16 protein-coding genes are annotated in these 17,604 nt (G+C 64.8%); 3 read left to right on the top strand and 13 right to left on the bottom strand.

Going from position 1 to position 17,604, the window contains the following annotated elements:
* The first annotated feature begins 154 nt into the window (after positions 1-154).
* Complete coding sequence (locus F0Q04_RS14495) at positions 155-2,059, top strand: propionate--CoA ligase (protein ID WP_182341601.1); 1,905 nt, start codon at positions 155-157, stop codon at positions 2,057-2,059.
* A 68-nt stretch (positions 2,060-2,127) separates the two neighbouring features.
* On the top strand, positions 2,128-2,796 hold the full coding sequence (locus tag F0Q04_RS14490; RefSeq protein WP_313900083.1) for a pyridoxamine 5'-phosphate oxidase family protein: 669 nt from the start codon (positions 2,128-2,130) through the stop codon (positions 2,794-2,796).
* Between the two features lie 65 nt (positions 2,797-2,861).
* On the opposite strand, the gene F0Q04_RS14485 is transcribed toward F0Q04_RS14490, so the two are convergent.
* From F0Q04_RS14485 to mnmC, 8 genes are all read right to left on the bottom strand, one after another.
* Complete coding sequence (locus tag F0Q04_RS14485; protein WP_232539351.1) at positions 2,862-3,254, bottom strand: antibiotic biosynthesis monooxygenase family protein; 393 nt, start codon at positions 3,252-3,254, stop codon at positions 2,862-2,864.
* 63 nt (positions 3,255-3,317) lie between these two features.
* Positions 3,318-3,647, bottom strand: coding sequence for a ferredoxin FdxA (fdxA, locus tag F0Q04_RS14480; RefSeq protein WP_021025807.1), 330 nt, complete (start codon positions 3,645-3,647; stop codon positions 3,318-3,320).
* Between the two features lie 117 nt (positions 3,648-3,764).
* On the bottom strand, positions 3,765-5,126 hold the full coding sequence (locus F0Q04_RS14475; RefSeq protein WP_182341599.1) for a sulfate adenylyltransferase subunit 1: 1,362 nt from the start codon (positions 5,124-5,126) through the stop codon (positions 3,765-3,767).
* Positions 5,126-6,058: a sulfate adenylyltransferase subunit CysD gene (gene cysD, locus F0Q04_RS14470; protein WP_116923949.1), complete on the bottom strand. Its 933-nt coding sequence runs from the start codon at positions 6,056-6,058 to the stop codon at positions 5,126-5,128. Before cysD ends, F0Q04_RS14475 begins: the two co-directional genes overlap by 1 nt.
* 50 nt (positions 6,059-6,108) lie before the next feature.
* A complete protein-coding gene (locus tag F0Q04_RS14465) occupies positions 6,109-6,747 on the bottom strand; it encodes a phosphoadenosine phosphosulfate reductase family protein (protein ID WP_116923948.1) in 639 nt (212 codons plus the stop codon).
* Positions 6,744-7,145 carry a DUF934 domain-containing protein gene (locus tag F0Q04_RS14460; protein WP_116923947.1) on the bottom strand — a complete coding sequence of 134 codons (402 nt, stop codon included), beginning with the start codon at positions 7,143-7,145 and terminating at the stop codon, positions 6,744-6,746. The genes F0Q04_RS14465 and F0Q04_RS14460 overlap by 4 nt, the downstream gene beginning before the upstream one ends.
* Before the next feature lie 18 nt (positions 7,146-7,163).
* On the bottom strand, positions 7,164-8,963 hold the full coding sequence (locus F0Q04_RS14455) for a nitrite/sulfite reductase (RefSeq protein WP_182341596.1): 1,800 nt from the start codon (positions 8,961-8,963) through the stop codon (positions 7,164-7,166).
* Between the two features lie 335 nt (positions 8,964-9,298).
* On the bottom strand, positions 9,299-11,329 hold the full coding sequence (mnmC, locus tag F0Q04_RS14450) for an FAD-dependent 5-carboxymethylaminomethyl-2-thiouridine(34) oxidoreductase MnmC (protein ID WP_182341594.1): 2,031 nt from the start codon (positions 11,327-11,329) through the stop codon (positions 9,299-9,301).
* Between the two features lie 125 nt (positions 11,330-11,454).
* On the opposite strand from mnmC, the gene F0Q04_RS14445 reads away from it, so the two are divergent.
* Positions 11,455-12,768 carry a glutamate carboxypeptidase gene (locus tag F0Q04_RS14445; protein WP_116927675.1) on the top strand — a complete coding sequence of 438 codons (1,314 nt, stop codon included), beginning with the start codon at positions 11,455-11,457 and terminating at the stop codon, positions 12,766-12,768.
* Between the two features lie 27 nt (positions 12,769-12,795).
* Here F0Q04_RS14445 and mmsB read toward each other — a convergent pair whose 3' ends face one another.
* The 5 genes from mmsB to F0Q04_RS14420 form a co-directional block, all read right to left on the bottom strand.
* Positions 12,796-13,725 carry a 3-hydroxyisobutyrate dehydrogenase gene (gene mmsB / locus F0Q04_RS14440; protein ID WP_260720271.1) on the bottom strand — a complete coding sequence of 310 codons (930 nt, stop codon included), beginning with the start codon at positions 13,723-13,725 and terminating at the stop codon, positions 12,796-12,798.
* Between the two features lie 41 nt (positions 13,726-13,766).
* Positions 13,767-14,267 carry a TfoX/Sxy family protein gene (locus tag F0Q04_RS14435; protein WP_182341592.1) on the bottom strand — a complete coding sequence of 167 codons (501 nt, stop codon included), beginning with the start codon at positions 14,265-14,267 and terminating at the stop codon, positions 13,767-13,769.
* A gap of 42 nt (positions 14,268-14,309) precedes the next feature.
* Positions 14,310-15,476, bottom strand: coding sequence for an acyl-CoA dehydrogenase family protein (locus tag F0Q04_RS14430; protein ID WP_182341590.1), 1,167 nt, complete (start codon positions 15,474-15,476; stop codon positions 14,310-14,312).
* Positions 15,477-15,556: 80 nt separating this feature from the next.
* Positions 15,557-15,982, bottom strand: a complete 426-nt coding sequence (locus F0Q04_RS14425; protein WP_182341588.1) for a lysozyme inhibitor LprI family protein — start codon at positions 15,980-15,982, stop codon at positions 15,557-15,559.
* A gap of 60 nt (positions 15,983-16,042) precedes the next feature.
* Positions 16,043-17,566, bottom strand: coding sequence for a CoA-acylating methylmalonate-semialdehyde dehydrogenase (locus tag F0Q04_RS14420; protein ID WP_133856063.1), 1,524 nt, complete (start codon positions 17,564-17,566; stop codon positions 16,043-16,045).
* Positions 17,567-17,604: the final 38 nt, after the last annotated feature.

Below are 17,604 nucleotides of genomic sequence, written 5' to 3'. Positions count from 1 at the left end.
AAACTGGGCCAGGTGCTGCAAAAGCCTCTCTGGGCACCCCGCGCTTATGCGGGAAAACCACAGGCATGCGGGCTGCAGCCCGCACCCGTTTGTCAGCGCGATGCAAGGCAAAGGGAAATAATGGCTGCACAACAAAAGATGGAGACAGACTTCGATGAGCCGTTTTGCCGACTTTTACGCCCGCTCGATCCACGACCGCGATGCCTTCTGGGCCGAGCAGGCGCAGCGCATCGACTGGCATGTGCCGCCGCAGCAGATCTGTGACTACAGCAACCCGCCATTTGCGCGCTGGTTTGTCGGCGGCCAGACCAACCTCTGCCACAACGCCATCGATCGCCATGTGGCCGAGCGCGGCGACCAGGCCGCGCTGATTGCGGTATCGACCGAGACCAATACCGAGCGCAGCTACAGCTATGCCGAGTTGCACCGCGAAGTGCAGCGCATGGCCGCAGCGCTGCTGGCGCTGGGCGTCAAAAAGGGCGACCGGGTGCAGATCTACATGCCGATGATTGCCGAGGCCGCCATCGCGATGCTGGCCAGCGCGCGCATCGGCGCCATCCATTCGGTGGTGTTTGGCGGCTTTGCCTCGGGCTCGCTCGCCACCCGCATTGACGATGCCCAGCCCACGGTCATCATCAGCGCCGATGCCGGCTCGCGCGCCGGCAAAGTCGTGCCCTACAAGCCCTTGCTGGATGAGGCCATTGCGCTGGCCCGCCACAAGCCGCAAGCGGTGCTGATGGTGGACCGGGGCTTGGCTCCCATGAAGCGGGTAGCTGGCCGGGACCATCATTGGGCCGATCTGCGTGCCCAGCACCTGGATGCCCAGGTGCCCTGCGAATGGGTGGAGGCCACCCACCCCAGCTACACGCTCTACACCAGCGGCACCACCGGCAGGCCCAAGGGCGTGCAGCGCGATACCGGCGGCTACACGGTGGCGCTGGCCGCCAGCCTGCCGGCGATCTTTGATGCAAAGCCCGGCCAGACCTTTTTTTGCACCAGCGATATCGGCTGGGTCGTGGGCCACAGCTACATCATCTATGCGCCGCTCATCGGCGGCATGGCCACCCTCATGTACGAAGGTGTGCCGCTGCGCCCGGACCCGGGCATCTGGTGGAGCCTGGTCGAGAAATACAAGGTCACGCACATGTTCTCGGCGCCCACCGCGATCCGTGTGCTCAAAAAGCAGGACCCGGAGTACCTCAGCAAGTACGACCTGAGCAGCCTGCAGGCGCTGTGGCTGGCGGGCGAGCCGCTCGATGAGCCCACAGCCAGCTGGATCAGCGGCGCCATTGGGCGCCCCATCATTGACAACTACTGGCAGACCGAGACTGGCTGGCCGATCCTCACGCTGTGCAACGGCGTCGAGCCCCAGCCATCGCGCTTTGGCAGCCCGGGCAAGGCCGTGTTTGGCTACCACATCAAGCTGATCGATGGCGAGACCGGCGCCGAGTTGGTCGAGCCGATGCAAAAGGGCGTGATTGCCATAGAAGGCCCCTTGCCCCCTGGCTGCCTGATGACGGTATGGCGCGATGACCAGCGCTTTGTCAACACCTACTGGAAGAGCATTCCAGGCCGCCTGGTCTACAGCACCTTTGATTGGGGTGTGCGTGACAAGGACGGTTACTACTTCATCCTGGGCCGCACCGATGATGTGATCAATGTCGCCGGGCACCGCCTGGGCACGCGCGAGATTGAGGAAAGCATCTCCGGCCACCCCGATATTGCAGAAGTTGCCGTTGTAGGCGTGGCCGATGCCTTGAAAGGCCAGGTGGCACTGGCCTTTGCGGTGCCGCGCAGCAATGCGGTCGCGGGTGACAGCGCCGCATGCAGCGCGCTGGAAAAATCCGTCTGCAACCATGTGGACAGCCAGCTCGGTGCCGTGGCGCGGCCAGCGCGCGTCTATTTTGTCGCCACCTTGCCCAAGACGCGCAGCGGCAAACTGCTGCGCCGCGCGCTGCAGGCGGTGGCCGAGAAGCGCGATACGGGCGATCTGTCGACGATGGAAGACCCGGCAGCGCTGCAGCAGGTGGTGGCGGCGATGGCGGCGGCTGAGCGCTAAGGCGAGTCTCCAGCAAGAGCGCCTTGCGCGCTCCTTGGAGGCTGTCTGGGCACGCATCCCATGGGGTTGTGGACGCATTGAATCAACGCTTACCCTCCAGCCCGGATTACAGCTGGCGCGCCAAGCCAGCACAGGCAGACCCTGCAAGCGCCGATCTGATGGAGGGTATTTGCCTTACATGGGATGCGCTGACCCGTCGATACAGTGAAATTTTCCAATTTGACAGGAGTTGCGCTATGGCCCAAGAAAATCCGCGTGAAAAATTGTGGGAACTGATCAAGGACATTCGCTTTGCGATGATCACGCACCAGCATGAACATGGCAGCTTGCATGCCGCGCCGATGACCACGGCCAACAAAGAGGGCATGAACGAGGATAAAAATCTGTATTTCTTGTTGGGTAGGGATTCCGATTTGTCCCGGTGCCTAAGCACCTCCAGCGCCATTAACGTGTCGTACGCCGATCCCAATAAGGACAGCTATGTTTCCGTATCGGCAACGGGGTCCATCAGTGACGATCTGGCGCTGAAAGAGCAGTTGTTCAGCCCGATGGCCAAAGCATGGTTTCCCGATGGCCCGTCCGACCCCAATTTGCAGATCCTGGTGGCGCGGGTTGATTTTGCCGAATACTGGGATGTGAAAGAAAACAAGCTAGTGCAGCTGTTCAAGATGGCCAAATCAGCGGTGACCGGTGAACGACCCGATGGCATGGGCGAGCACCGCGAGATCAAGCTGTAAATCTCGGGCCATCGGCTCCAACTGCATGCCCTGCACCATGGCCCATGGCGCAGGGCATGCCTCGTTCAGGCTGCGCTGGCGTGCTGCATGCCATAGGCCCGCTCCACCTTCGCCACCCGCACCTGGTAATGCGCACACCAGCGCTCGGCGCCCATGCGCTGGGCAACCAGGTGGTCGCTCTGGGCCTTCCAGCGGCGGATGTCGTCCTCGGTCTGCCAGTACGACACGGTAATGCCCAGGCCGTCGCTGCCCCGGGTGCTCTCAGCGCCCAAAAAGCCAGGTTGCTGCTCGGCAAGCGCCACCATTGCATCGGCCATGTGGGCATAGGGCTGGCCCTCGCTGTTGGTGCGCTGCGAGGTGAAGATGACAGCGTAGTACGGGGGCTGGGGAGTGTTGGCAAAGGTGGCGCTGTGCATGGCGGTGGTCTGGGGGGGCGCGAACAACAAAAAAGCCAGCATGGAGGCTGGCTTGGCGGGTTCAGGGTGCGGGCATCACAGCCTGGAATCCCTGCATTAGCTGGCTCAGCGGATCAAGTCCTTGAGCTTATCGGGCTGGCCGTTGGCCTCGTCGGCACCTTCCATCGGCGCCTTGCGCTTGGTGATGCTCTTCCAGCCATCGGCCAGTGCCAGCTCGGCATTGAGCTTGATGAAGGCCAGCTGGTCTGCGGGCACATCTTCCTCGGCGTAGATGGCGTTGGCAGGGCACTCGGGGATGCAGACGGCGCAGTCGATGCATTCGTCCGGATCGATGGTCAGGAAGTTCGGGCCTTCGCGGAAGCAGTCAACAGGGCAGACGTCCACACAATCGGTGTATTTGCACTTGATGCAGTTTTCGGTGACGACGTGGGTCATGGAATGGTTTTCGCCAGTGATTCAGACAAACAAACAGCGGAGGATTTTACGGTTTTTGTGCACAAGCACCTAGCCGACCTCCGAATAACGTGGTTTTTAACTGCGGGACTGCTGGCTTTACTCCACCAGTACCGCAGCGGCCGTGCTGTTGGAGGCCGTGTCCACGAGGATCAAGGAGCCCAGCTCACGCGAGCGCACAAAGGCCGCTGCCGGAATCGCTTCTTGCAGGCTGATCTCCACCCGGCCAATGGCATTGGGTTCGAGCTGCTCAGCAGCCTGGCGCTCCAAGTTGTTGATATCCAGGCGGTTGAGCACCTTGCGCACCTTGGCCTTGATCCAGCGGCGGCCATGCAGCGCCCAGTACACGCGGCCGGCCAGCAGGGGTTCGTTGTCCATCCAGGCGATGGTGGCCGTGATCTCGCGCGTTACGGGCCAGGCAGGCTGCTCGGCGGGGGTGTCAAAGTCATCGTCGGCGGCAATCGTCGCAGCCGGTGCCGGGGCCGCAATGATCCAGTCGCCGCGCGAGACATCGACCTCGCGGTCCAGCACGATGCCGGCGCTCTGGCCTGCGCCGCGTGCGATGGGCTTGCGGGTGTGGTCCAGCACTTGGGCCACGCTGGCGCGCTGGCCGCTGGGCAGAATCTGCACCGCAGTGCCGGGCGCGACATCGCCAGTGCCCACACGGCCCCAGAAAATGCGGCGGCCCTGGTGAGTGTCGGCCGAGGCGGAGAACTTCTCCACCCACTGCACCGAAAACGCCAGCGGTTGACCGGCATCAGCCGGCGTGGTCGGCAGCGTCTCGAGCAGCTCCAGCAGGCTCGGGCCCTGGTAGCCGGCCCAGTCGGGGTGCGCGGTCACCACGTTCCAGCCCTTCAGGGCCGAGACGGGAATAGTGGCTGCCACGGTGATGCCGGCCGCCTGGGCGAAGGCGGCCAGCGCATTGCGGATATTGGCAAAGGCCAGCGCCGGGTCGGCCACCGCGTCGAGCTTGTTGACCGCAAACACCAGCGAGTGCACGCGCAGCAGATGGGCCAGCAGGCTGTGGCGGCGGGTCTGGGGCAGCAGCGCGAGCTGCGGGTTTTGCCAGTCCAGCTTGGTGGCATCGACCAGCACCACGGCGGCGTCGGCGCTCGATGCCGCGGTCACCATGTTGCGGGTGTACTGCTCGTGGCCAGGCGCATCTCCAATGATGAACTTGCGCGTTTCGGTGGCGAAGTAGCGGTAGGCCACATCGATGGTGATGCCTTGCTCGCGCTCGGCGGACAGCCCATCGGTGAGTAGGGCCAGGTCGGTCTCGCCGCTGCGCTGCACGCCGGCGAGCTGGTCTTGCAGCACCGATTTGCTGTCGACCAGCAGGCGGCCGATCAACGTGGATTTGCCATCATCGACGGAGCCGCAGGTGATGAAACGCAGCGCCGATGCGGTGTGCAGGTGGTCTTGGGCAGGGGTGCGCACGGCGGTCAGGGTATCGGTAGTCATCAGAAGTATCCGTCTTTCTTGCGCTTTTCCATCGAGGCATCGCTGGTCTTGTCGTCCATGCGGGTAGCACCTCGCTCGCTCACATCGGCGGCCAGCGTCTCCAGCACGATGTCGTCGGCCGAGGCGGCATCGCTGCTCACCGGGCAGGTGCAGGTGATGTCACCGACGGTGCGAAAGCGCACGGTGCGGCTCTCGACCGTTTCGCCGTCGCGGGCGGGGGTGAGCGGCGTGATGGGCACGAGCAGGCCCTTGCGCTCGACCACATCGCGCTGGTGGGCGTAGTAGAGGCTAGGCAGCGCTATGTTTTCGCGGGCAATGTACTGCCAGACATCGAGCTCGGTCCAGTTGCTGATCGGGAACACGCGGAAATGCTCGCCCGGAGCCAGGCGGGTGTTGAACAGGGTCCAAAGTTCGGGGCGCTGGGCCTTGGGCTGCCACTGGCCAAAGCTGTCGCGGTGGCTGAAGATGCGTTCCTTGGCGCGGGCCTTTTCTTCGTCACGGCGGGCGCCGCCAATGAGCGCGTCAAAGCGGAACTCCTCGATCGCTTCGAGCAAGGTCACCGACTGGTGCACATTGCGCGATTCGCCCGGGTGGGCCAGACGCACGGTGCCGCGCGCCATCGAGTCCTCGACGCTGCGCACGATCAGATCGGCACCCAGTTCCTTGGCGCGCAGATCGCGGAAATCGGTCACTTCAGGGAAGTTGTGGCCGGTGTCGATCATCAGCAAGGGGTAGGGGATGCGGCCGGCGCCAAAGGCTTTTTCGGCGCATTTGAGCATGACCAGCGAATCCTTGCCGCCGGAAAACAACAGCGCAGGGCGCTCAAAGGCGGCGGCGACTTCGCGCAGGATAAAGATGGTTTCTTCTTCCAGCGCATCGAGGTGCTGGTTGCTCAGGTGGTTGAGCACATCGGTTTCAACACGGGCGTTCATATCGGATGGACTTTCTTGTCGGGCGGGCTGCATGCGGTCAGTGGGCGATATCAGTGCGCAATGTGCAGGCCGCATTCGCGGTTGTCTTCGCCCTTGGTGGGATCCACATAGTCGAAGTTGTTGGGCAGACCGTGTTGTTCGCAGTAGTCGTACAGATCCTTGGACGACCAATGCAGCAGGGGTGCGACCTTGATGAGGCCATCGGGGTTCAGACTGACCGGATCCATCTGGGCACGCACGGCCGTGTCGGTGGCGCGCAGCGCGGTGAACCACACGCGCGGCTGGGTCTCGCGCAGCGCGCGGGCAAAGGGCTCGAGCTTGACCTCTTCGGTAAAGGCGGCGTGGCGCGGGTCATCCAGCGCGGGCGTGGCGCCTTCGACGGCTTCACGGTGGGCGCGCGAGCGGCGTGGCAGGTAGATCTGCAGGTTCAGCCCCAGCTGGCGCGTCACCTCGTCGGCAAAGCGGTAGGTGGCCTCGGTGTTGTAGCCGTTGTCCATCCAGACCACGGGCACATCGGGCTGGACCTGGCTCACCAGGTGCAGGATCACCGCTTCAAAGGGGCGGAAATTGGTGGTCACGATGCTGGTCTGGCCCAGCGACAGCGCCCAGCGCACCAGGGCTGCGGCGTCCTTGCCCAGCTCGGCATTCACGCGGACCAGTTCTTGGGGGGTGAGGGTGGTCGTGCTCATGCGGCAGCCTGGTCAAAATGGGGCTTGGCTTCCACGTCGCCTTGGTAGAACCCGGCAAAACGCTCGAACTGGCGCGCAGCATCGGCCACGTCCACGCCTTCCTTGAGCACCGCGCTGCTGAAGCCGGTGCGGTGCATCTGCACCAGCTGGTCGATCAGCACATCGCCCAGCGCACGGATATCGCCCTTGAAGCCACGGCGGCGGCGCAGCAAGTAGGCCTGGCTGAACGCGCGGCCATCGGTGAACGCGGGAAACTCGAGGTCAATGCGCGCCACGCCGTCAAGTGCTACCTGCAGCGCATCGGCATCGTTGGCCAGCAGCAGCACGCTGCGGTCGCCTTCGCCAGCGGGCTGGTGGTCGCCGGCGGCCAGGATCTGGAAATCGTTCGGAATGCTCATCGTTGTTCTGCTCAATGCTCAGGCTTGGGTGGTTTCTGCGGCGGTGTCAGCGGCTTCGGGCAGGCGGGCGGACTTGCCCGCTTCCTTGAAGGGATCCAGCCCCACGCGGCGCACGGTGTCGATAAAGCGCTCGCCGTTGCCACGCAGATCGCGGTAGGTGGAGAGGACTGCCTCGATGACGCCGGGCACTTCGGCGGCGCTGAACGAGGGGCCAATCACCTTGCCAGCCTGGGGCGCGCCCGACAAGGTGGCACCATCGGAGCCGCCCACGGTGATCTGGTACCACTCCTTGCCGTCCTTGTCGACGCCCAGGATGCCGATATGGCCGCTGTGGTGGTGGCCGCAGCTGTTGATGCAGCCGCTGATATGCAGGTCGATATCGCCAATGTCGTCGAGCTCGTCCAGGTCCTGGTAGCGCTCGGTGATGGCTGCTGCAATCGGCAGGCTGCGGGCATTGGCCAAGGCGCAGAGGTCACCGCCGGGGCAGGCGATCATGTCGGTCAGCAGGTCCACATTGGTGCTGGCCAGGCCCAGGGCCTTGGCCTTCAGCCACAGGTCATGCAACTGGCTCACATGCACCCAGGGCAGCACCACGTTCTGGTCGTGGGTCACTCGGGCTTCGCCGGCTGAGAACTGGTCCACCAGCTGGGCCAGCGCATCGAGCTGCTCGCCCGAGGCATCACCCGGTGCCTGGCCGACGCGCTTGAACGACAGCACCACCGCGCGCAGCTGCGGGTTTTGGTGGGCGCGCACATTGCGGCTCACCCAGCGGCCAAAGGCTGGCTCACGCACGCCTTGCTCGGTCAGCTGGTGCTTGGCCTCGGTGGCGTTGACCTGCGGATAGCCCGACAGGTCCGGTGCCACAAAGCAGGCCGCCACGCGGTCAAACTCGGCCTGGGGGATGGTGTGCGGGCCGCCATCGACCTCGACGATCTGGCGGAACTCTTCTTCCACCGAGTCGATATAGACCTGGCCTTCAGCCTTCACCAGGATCTTGATGCGGGCCTTGTACTTGTTGTCACGGCGGCCGCGCTCGTTGTAGACGCGAACAATCGCCTCGATGTAGTTGAGCACCTGGTTCCAGGGCAGAAACTCGCGGATCGGAGTGCCAATGACGGGCGTGCGGCCCATGCCGCCGCCGACAAACACCTTGAAGCCGATCTCACCGGCTTCGTTCTTCGTCAGATGCAGGCCCACATCGTGCCAGCCAGTGGCAGCGCGGTCTTCTTGCGAGCCGCTGATCGCAATCTTGAACTTTCGCGGCAGGAAGGCGAACTCGGGGTGCAAGGTGGTCCATTGGCGCAGCAACTCAGCATACGGGCGGGGGTCGACCAGCTCGTCCACGGCCACGCCAGCGAGCGCATCGGTGGTCGTGTTGCGGATGCAGTTGCCGCTGGTCTGGATGCCGTGCAGGTTGACGCTGGCGAGCAGGTCCATCACATCGGCGGACTTGGACAGCGGAATCCAGTTGAACTGCACATTGGTGCGGGTGGTGAAATGCGCGTAGTGGGTGGGCAGGTAGGTGGTGCCCATCGCGCCCTGGGTCTTGAGCGCATCCTGGTAGAGCTGGGCGTCGGGCGCGTCGTACTCTCGGGCAATGCGGGCCAGCACGCGGATCTGCGCGGAGTTGATCTCGCCATAAGGCACTGCCACCCGCAGCATCGGTGCGTAGCGTTGCACATACCAGCCGTTTTGCAGACGCAGCGGGCGGAATTCTTCTTCACTCAGCCGGCCCGTCTCCCAGCGTTGGAGCTGGTCACGGAACTGGTCGGCTCGGGCCTGGACAAACTGGCGATCAAATGGGGTGTATTGGTACATCGTGGTGCGGAAGTTGCAGCTACCGAGCCCTGGTGTGCCCGCTGCCCCAATGGCGGCGGAGCTGGGCTGTTGCGATGTACTGTAAAAAAATTTCATATAAACTCAAACTACATTTTTCTCAGTCCTGTATGACATTGAGTTATATGAAAATGGCGAATGCTAGTGAGCAAATCGCATATGGGACGCTGTAGGGCGCCCCAAAGACAGGGCGGAGCGGAGGTGGCGTCTGCTCCGCCCCTCACTCTAAAAAGGCATAGGGGGCACCGCAGGCCACCCCATGGACAGGGCGGAGCGAAGACGGCGTTCGCATTCGCCCCTCCCGCTAAAGCGCTCGCTTATTTGCAGTAGCGGTCGCTGGCCAGCGCCAGGGCCAGCGGATTGGGCAGTGGCAAGGGCTCGGCATGCAGACGGGCGGCCAGCAGCTCGGCGCAGAGCAGCGCCCAGGTCAGACCGCGCGACCCCATCGCCGTGGCGACCCAGGGGCTGGCCAGGCCTTCAGGCAGCGTGTGCAGCGCCTGCAGGGCCTGCGTGGGCAGCAGCGGGCCCACCAGCGGCAGCCGGTCGGTCGATGCGCAGCGCAGCTGGGCCCAGTGCTGGGCGCGCGCAAAGGCTTGGGCATCCGGCCGGTGGCCTTCCGGCAGCAGGGTTTGCAGCTTGGCCCCGTTACCGGCATGCGCTGCGGCGGCATCTTCGGCCGACGGCGGCAGTGCGGATTGGCCGCGCTCAAAGCTCGATCCCATGACCCAGGCCGCGTCTGCATCCTGCCCAATGCGGAAATAGGGCACCCAGCTGCCATGGCCGTTGACGGGTTGGTGGGCCGCGGGCGCCTGGCCTTCGGCATAGCGGCCCCAACTGACCTGCCCGAGAATGGTTTGCAGCGCCTGAGCAGCGGCCAGGCTTTGGCCGTTGATGCGGATGCTGGCCGATTGCGGCCCGGCGCAGAGGACGACCAGATCGGCCTGCGCCCATTGCTGGCCTTGGCCATCGCTCAGCGACCAGAGCGGCTGGCCCTCGGCGGTCTTCAGCGCGTCGAGCGCCTGTACCTGGGCATCGCCGACAAAATGGATGCCAGGGTGGTCCAGCAACGCCTGCACCAGCGCGGCCGGCCGCAGCCAGCCGCCGCGCGGGTGCCAAAGCGCGGGGGTGTCGGCCGGCAAGCCCAGTGCCTCTAGCGTGGCGGCGCTGGCCTCTTCACTCCAGTCGGCCGCCGGCGCGGCCAAGGCGTCCTTCCAGGCGGGGGGGCGCTCGTGGGCGCTGCGGCGGGTGGGCACGGCCGCAGGGCTGTCACTGAGCGCAGCGGTTTCATCGGGCGGCGTGGCGAGCTGGCGGCGCTCCAGCACCCCGGTCATCTCCCAATCTTGCCCTGCTTGCAAGAGCTGCTGCGCCCATTGCAGGCTGCAGCGCTGGCCGGCGCGGGTGATGCGCGAGAGGGGGCTGTCGTCGCTGCTGGTATGGGGCGCAAAAATGCCAGCGGGCAGCGCAGAGGCACCGGCGGCCGGATGGCTGGCGGTATCGAGCACGGTGACCTGCCAGCCGCGCAGCGCCAGCTGGCGCGCGCAGGCAGCTCCCGCAATGCCGGCGCCGACAATGGCCGCGTGCCCACCGCCGCCCGCCAGCCGCGCCGGCAGGGCCTGCGCGCCCAGCGGCCACAGCGGCGCCTTGCGCGGCTCCCACTGGGGGGCAAAGGTCGCCTGCAGGTTGTCGCGCTTGGGCGGCACGCCCGGCACCTTGCGCACCGCAAAGCCGCACTGGGCCAGGTCGCGGCGCAGTTGGGCGGCAATGGTCCAGGTCGCCAGCTGGGTGCCGCGCCGGGCGCAGCGTGCCACGGCCTTCAAGCTGTGCAGGCTCCACATATCGGGGTTGCGCGCAGGGCTGAAGCCGTCCAGGTAGATGCTGTCTGCCACCAGCTCCTGCTGGCGCAGCATGGTCTGGCTGTCGCCAATCAGCAGGCTGAGCAGCACCCGGCCACCGGCCAGGCGCAGGCGGTGCACGCCCGGCAGCAGCCCCCACCACTGGGCGGCGAGTTCTTCGGCCAGCGGCAGCAGATGGGGAAACTTGCGCGCCTGCGCCAAGAGGTCGGCCGCTGCGATCGGAAAGGCCTCGGTCGAGACAAAATGCAGCAGGCCCGGGCGGGCCGGGTCTTGCTGCCAGGCATGCCAGGTGGCCAGAAAATTGAGCCCAAAGCCAAAGCCGGTCTCCAGAATGCGCCATTGCGGATGGCCCGCCCAGGCCTGGGGCAGGCCGCAGCCGGCCAGAAACACCTGCTCGGCCTGGCTCAGTGCATGGGCGGCTTCGCTGTGGTAGCGGTCACCAAAGCGGGGGCTGTAGGGCGTGCCGTCGGCCATCCATTGCACGGTCTCAGTCATGGCTTGCAAAGATTATTTCTCAAAGAAGGGGGATTGTAGGGAGTTCAGTCCCAGCGCGCGGCGCAGCATTCCCTGGATGGCGGTTTTGTGACAATTTGTTGTTAAACCCGTACTATCATGGCTCCATGCCTGATCGACCGTCTGCCCGTTCTCTTGCCGCTCACTGCTTGTGGCTCGCGCTGGCCTGTGCTGCACCCGTCCACGCCCAAACGCAAGCCCACATGCCCGCCCAGGCCCAGCCTGCCGTCTATGCCGCTGCGCAGGCAGAGCAAACGCCGATGCTGGCGACCTTGAAAAACCTGGTGCATATCGAATCGGGCAGCCGCGATTATGGCGGCGTGAGCTATATCGCCCAGGTGGCGGCCGAGCGGCTGAAAGCACTGGGCGGCGAGGTGCAGATCATTCCGGCGACGGATGTGGTGCGGCTGGAAGATACGCCCGAGCAAGTCGGCCCTATGGTGCAGGCCATCTTCAAGGGCCGGGGGCAGTCGCGCATCATGATGATTGCGCATATGGACACCGTCTACCAGCGCGGCGATGTGGACAAGCAGCCGTTCCGCATTGAGGGCGATCGCGTCTACGGCCTGGGCGTGGAGGACGAAAAGCAGGGCGTGGCGCTGGTGCTGCACAGCATCGCGATGCTGCAAAAGGTGGGCTATGACAGCTTTGGCGAGATTACCGTGCTGTTCAACAGCGACGAGGAGATCAGCTCGCCGGGCTCGCGCCGGCTGATCAGCGCACTGGCGCGCGACCAGGATGCCATTTTCTCGTTCGAGAGTGGCGGCCTGCAGGGCAGCCTGCACCTGGCCACCAGCGGCATTGGTGCCATGTTTTTGGATGTGCAGGGCAAATCGTCCCACGCCGGTGCCAAGCCGGAGGCTGGGGTGAATGCGCTCTATGAGCTGTCGCACCAGCTGCTGCAGATGCGCGATCTGTCGCAACCCGACAATGGCCTGAAGCTGAACTGGACCATCGCGCAGGCGGGCACCAGCCGCAATGTGGTGCCGCCGCATGCGCAGGCGCAGGCCGATGTGCGGGCGCTGCGGGCGCAGGACTTTCAGGCGCTGCAGGATGCGGTGCAGGAAAAAATCAAGAACCGCCTGCTGGAGGGCAGCCAGGTGACGGCCCGCTTTGAGCTGCGCCGCCCGCCGATGCAGGCGAGCGACGCCGCACGCCGCATCGCCGCGCAGGCACAAACCATTTACCGCGAGGAGCTGGGCTTGCCGCTGCATGTGAACGACGTAGCACTGGGCGGCGGCACCGATGCCGCTTTTGCCGCCCTCAACACCCGGGGTGGCGTGGTCGAGGGCATGGGCGTGTGCGGCTATGGCGCGCATGACATGTATGGCGAATACATCCTGCTGGACTGCATTGCGCCGCGCCTGTACCTGGTCGCGCGCATGGTGATGGCGCTGTCGGAGCCGCCGACCGCACCCTGATCGCCGGGTTCCAAGCAGGGGTGGGGTTCAGCCCTTTTTCTGCAGCATCTTGATGACGCTGGAGAAGTCCTCCGCGCCATGGCCGGCAATGCTGTGCGCCGCATACAGCTGGCGCGCCATGCCGCCCAGCGGGGTGCTGGCCTTCACGGTCATCGCGCTTTCCTGGGCCAGGCCCAGGTCCTTGAGCATCAGGTCGGTGCCAAAGCCGCCGGTGTAGCCGCGCGTGGCGGCGCTGGCTTCCTGCACGCCGGGGAAGGGGTTGTAGACCTCCAGTGCCCAGTTGCCGCCCGAGCTGCGGCGCATGATCTCGCTGAGCACCTTGGGGTCCAGGCCATTGGCCACACCCAGCGCAATCGCCTCGCTGGTGCCCACCATCAAAATGCCCAGCAGCATGTTGTTGCAGATCTTGGCGGTCTGGCCCGCACCCACATCGCCGGCGTGGAAGATGTTCTTGCCCATTTTCTCGAGCAGCGGACGGGCGCGCTCCAGGTCGGCTGCGCTGCCGCCGACCATAAAGGTCAGCGTGCCGGCAATGGCGCCGCCGGTGCCGCCGGAGACCGGCGCATCGATAAAGCCAATGCCCAGCGCCTGTGCGGCCTTGGCCACTTTCTGGCTGGTCGCTGCTGCAATGGTGGAGCTGTCAATGATCAGCGCGCCCTTGGCAATGCCTTGCAGCAGGCCTGCCTGGCTGCCGTTGCCCAGAAACAGGCCTTCGACATGCTGGCTGGCGGGCAGCATGCTGACGATGACCTCGGCGCCTTCGACCGCCTCCTGGGCGCTGGTTGCCGCGCTGCCGCCTTCTGCCACGACCTTGGCCACCGCCTCGCGGCTCAGGTCAAAAGCGCGGACCTGGTGGCCGGCCTTGGCCAGGTTGATGGCCATGGGCGCGCCCATATTGCCCAGGCCGATAAATGCGATAGTTGCCATATTTGTCTCCTTGAAGGTGTTATTGCACAGGGTTGTGGGTTGGCATGGATAGGGAAAGACAGCGTCAGAGTTTAAAGATCGCTGTCAAACACGCTGTGGCGTTTGCGGGCGGCAGGCGCTGGGTTCGCATCGCCAGCCGCCTTGGCGGTTTTAGCTTTTTTGACCGAATGGGCCTGCTTGGCCGATGGGGCGGTGGGGGCTGCCTTGGGTTTTTTCTTCGGCGTCGCCTTGGCCCGTGGGTTAAATGCCAGCGCGGCATCGATCCAGTGCTGCCAGGCTTGCCGCGTCGCATAGGCCGCGGGCCCCACCAGAAAATAACCGTCCATCAAGCCCTTGGATGACAGCGGCCGCACTCCCGGCAGTTCTGCCACCTGGGTATGGGTTTCTGGCGCCAGGCGCACCAGCAGCTCGTCGTTCTCCACGCCCAGGCACATCTTGCCGTCGACCATGAACACATGGCAGCCGAACATGGTTTTCTCTTCGACCGATACGCCCACGGCTTGCTCGGCCAGCGCCAGGCGCACGGCGTCGATGAGGCGCAGGGTTTCTGGGTCCAAAGGGCGGCGTGGCATGGTGGGATGGTGTTTGGGCAGGAGGGGAGGGGCAGTGCCTGCTTAGCGGATGGCCTCAGGCGCATCCCCATCGAGCATGCGCCGGGCGATGATGACCCGCATGATCTCGTTGGTGCCTTCCAGAATCTGGTGCACCCGGGTGTCGCGCACCAGGCGCTCGAGCGGGTACTCACGAATATAGCCGTAGCCGCCGTGCAGTTGCAGCGCATCGTTGCAGACATTGAAGCCCGCGTCCGTTGCAAAGCGCTTGGCCATCGCGCAGTAGGTGGAGGCGTCGCGCGCGCCGGCATCGAGCTTGCTGGCGGCCAGGCGCACCATCTGGCGCGCGGCGACCAGCTCGGTGGCCATGTCGGCCAGCTTGAACTGCAGCGCCTGAAAGCTCGCAATTGCCTTGCCGAACTGCTTGCGCTCCTGCATATAGCGTTGCGCCTGGGTCAGGGCGCCCTGGGCCGCGCCCACGGAGCAGGTGGCGATATTGATGCGACCGCCGTCGAGCCCCTTCATCGCAATCTTGAAGCCTTCGCCCTCGCGGCCCAGCAGGTGGTGGGCGGGAATGCGCACATTGTCAAAGCTGATCGTGCGCGTGGGCTGGCTGTTCCAGCCCATTTTTTCTTCCTTCTTGCCGTAGCTGATGCCTTCCAGGTGCGCGGGCACCGCAAAGGAGCTGATACCCGAGGCACCCGATTGCGCATCGCCCGTGCGGGCCATCAGCACCAGCATGTCGGTGGCGCCGGCCCCGCTGATAAAGGCCTTGCTGCCATTGATGACGTAGTCATGGCCGACCAGATCGGCCCGGGTCTTGAGCGAGGCGGCATCCGACCCGGCGCCGGGCTCGGTCAGGCAGTAGCTGGCGAGCTTTTGGCCGCTGGCGAGCAGGGGCCCCCACTCGTCGCGAACCGCGTCGCTCGCCCAGGTGCCCAGCATCCAGGTGGCCATGTTGTGGATCGTGATGAAGGCGGTGGTGGACGGATCCACCGCGGCAAGCTCTTCGAACACCAAGGTGGCATCGAGCCGGGGCAGCGCCAGGCCGCCGGCGTTTTCGGGCGCATACAGGCCGCAAAAGCCCAGCTCACCTGCCTTGGCAATCGCCTCACGGGGAAAGACGGCTTCGGCATCCCAGTGCGCGGCATGCGGGGCGAGCTCCGCCTGGGCAAAGGCGCGCGCGGTGTCGGCAAAGGCGCGTTGGTCTTCTGATAGCTCGAAATCCATGGGCTGGTCTCCTGTCTCTTATCGTGCTGCGCCGGGCATGGGAAGCCTGGGCAGCACCGTTTTGTTGTGAACGCGGTTGGCTATGGTTTTTGCAGCGGCTCGGGCGGCGGGCCTTCGTGCAGCCAGACCATTAACTCCTTCTTGCGCTTGCCGATTTCGGCCACCAGGCATTCGTGGTAGCGGCGTGGCCAGTCGGGCTGGGCCTCGTGCGCGGCCTGCTGCTTTTTGCAGGTGGCTGCGCGCTGGCGTATCCACTCGTTCTGGTCGCGGCGCAAGGCAGGGCGCTCGTGCGCCGAGAGTATGCGCATCACATCGGCATACAGGATGTTGTTGTCGGTATCGGCTTGCTGAAAGGCCTGCACCGCGCAGGCATTGGTTTGCTCGGTGCTGCCGCCGCTCACGCAGGCCGCACCGGCCTGGGCCAGCACGGTCTGCGGGGCGAGTGCCGCCGAGGCTGCAAAAAACAGAGCCAGCAGCGCTGGGCGGGATGCGGGGGGAATAGGCATACCTGCAATCATCGCCGCAAAACAGCAGCGGCCCAGCAAAGGGCCGCAGCTGTGCTGGGCTTACTTCAGGCTGATGGTGGTGTTCACCCCATGGGCAATGGTGCTGTCGTCAAACCAGCGGGCGGTCACGGTCTTGGTCTGCGTGTAGAACATGACGACCTGCTTGCCGTAGGGGCCCAGGTCGCCGAGCTTGGAGGCGCGGCTGCCGGTGAACGAGAACAGCGGCACGGGCACAGGGATCGGCACATTGATGCCGATCTGGCCGACATCGATCTCTTCCTGGAACTTGCGCGCAGCGGCGCCACTTTGCGTGAAGATGGCGGTGCCGTTGCCATTGGGGTTGGCATTGATGAAGGCAATGGCTTCGTCGATATCGGCGGCCTCGGCAATGCAGAGCACGGGGCCAAAGATTTCCTGGTCATAGATGGCCATGCCGGGCTTGACGCCAGAGAAGACCGTTGGGCCGACAAAGTTGCCCTTTTCAAAGCCGGCGACGGCAGGCTTGCGGCCATCGAGCTCCAGCTTGGCGCCATCGGCAATGCCGCGCTCGATCAGGCTCTCCACCCGCGACAGCGCCTGGCAGGAGACGACCGGGCCCACATCGGTGCCCGCTTCGGTACCTGCAGACACCTTCAGGGTCTTGGCCTTTTCGACCAGCTCGGGGATCCACTTCTGCGCCTCGCCCACCAGCACCACCACCGACAAGGCCATGCAGCGCTGGCCAGCGGCGCCAAATGCGGCACCCGCCAGGGCGTTGAGCGACTGCTCCTTGTTGCAGTCAGGCAGCACGATGGCGTGGTTCTTCGCGCCCATCATGCATTGCACGCGCTTGCCGTTGAGCGATGCGCGGTTGTAGACATGGGTGCCGACCTTGGTCGAGCCAACAAAGCTGATCGCCTTGATATCGGGGTGGTCGCAGATGGCGTTGACCGCGTCTTCGCCGCCGTGGATGACGTTGAGCACGCCCGGGGGCACGCCGGCTTCCAGGGCCAGCTCGCACAGGCGCATGGTCACCATCGGGTCTTGCTCGGAGGGCTTGAGCACAAAGGTGTTGCCCGTGGCAATCGCCATCGGGAACATCCACAGTGGGATCATCGCCGGGAAGTTGAAGGGGGTGATGCCCGCGCACACGCCCAGCGGTTGGTTCAGGGTATAGGTGTCGACGCCATTGGCCACATTGTTGGCCAATTCCCCCAGCTGCAGCGAGCCGATGTTGGCGGCATGCTCGACCACCTCCAGGCCCCGGAAGACATCGCCTTCGGCATCGGGCAAGGTCTTGCCTTGCTCGGCCGTCAGGATGGCGGCGAGCTCCTTCATGTTCTCGCGGATCAGCTGCTGGAGCTTTAGGAAGATGCGGGCGCGCACGCCAATGGGCGTCTTCTTCCAGGTCTTGAACGCTTCCTTGGCATTGGCCACCGCGGCGTTGATTTCTTCGGGCGTGGCAAAAGGCACGCGGGCCAGCACCTGCTGGGTGGCGGGGTTGACCACATCACGCCATTGCGTGGTCTTGGATTCGACCAGCTGGCCGTTGATCAGCAGCTTGACGGTCGGCGCCAAGGTGCTGGTGGATTGCGGTGCGTTCATGGTTTGTCTCCTGGGAATCTGGGATAGAGAGAGGCGGC

This window comes from Comamonas koreensis (genome assembly GCF_014076495.1).
Taxonomy (GTDB): domain Bacteria; phylum Pseudomonadota; class Gammaproteobacteria; order Burkholderiales; family Burkholderiaceae_C; genus Comamonas; species Comamonas squillarum.
The sequence above is the reverse complement of the archived record's forward strand: the minus strand, read 5'-3'. Positions and strand labels throughout refer to the sequence as shown.

Coding starts and splice junctions, on each gene's coding strand:
- F0Q04_RS14495 (WP_182341601.1), top strand. CDS start 155: ATGAGCCGTTTTGCCGACTTTTACGCCCGCTCGATCCACGACCGCGAT.
- F0Q04_RS14485 (WP_232539351.1), bottom strand. CDS start 3,254: ATGCTGGCTTTTTTGTTGTTCGCGCCCCCCCAGACCACCGCCATGCAC.
- fdxA (WP_021025807.1), bottom strand. CDS start 3,647: ATGACCCACGTCGTCACCGAAAACTGCATCAAGTGCAAATACACCGAT.
- F0Q04_RS14475 (WP_182341599.1), bottom strand. CDS start 5,126: ATGACTACCGATACCCTGACCGCCGTGCGCACCCCTGCCCAAGACCAC.
- cysD (WP_116923949.1), bottom strand. CDS start 6,058: ATGAACGCCCGTGTTGAAACCGATGTGCTCAACCACCTGAGCAACCAG.
- F0Q04_RS14465 (WP_116923948.1), bottom strand. CDS start 6,747: ATGAGCACGACCACCCTCACCCCCCAAGAACTGGTCCGCGTGAATGCC.
- F0Q04_RS14460 (WP_116923947.1), bottom strand. CDS start 7,145: ATGAGCATTCCGAACGATTTCCAGATCCTGGCCGCCGGCGACCACCAG.
- F0Q04_RS14455 (WP_182341596.1), bottom strand. CDS start 8,963: ATGTACCAATACACCCCATTTGATCGCCAGTTTGTCCAGGCCCGAGCC.
- mnmC (WP_182341594.1), bottom strand. CDS start 11,329: ATGACTGAGACCGTGCAATGGATGGCCGACGGCACGCCCTACAGCCCC.
- F0Q04_RS14445 (WP_116927675.1), top strand. CDS start 11,455: ATGCCTGATCGACCGTCTGCCCGTTCTCTTGCCGCTCACTGCTTGTGG.
- F0Q04_RS14435 (WP_182341592.1), bottom strand. CDS start 14,267: ATGCCACGCCGCCCTTTGGACCCAGAAACCCTGCGCCTCATCGACGCC.
- F0Q04_RS14430 (WP_182341590.1), bottom strand. CDS start 15,476: ATGGATTTCGAGCTATCAGAAGACCAACGCGCCTTTGCCGACACCGCG.
- F0Q04_RS14425 (WP_182341588.1), bottom strand. CDS start 15,982: ATGCCTATTCCCCCCGCATCCCGCCCAGCGCTGCTGGCTCTGTTTTTT.
- F0Q04_RS14420 (WP_133856063.1), bottom strand. CDS start 17,566: ATGAACGCACCGCAATCCACCAGCACCTTGGCGCCGACCGTCAAGCTG.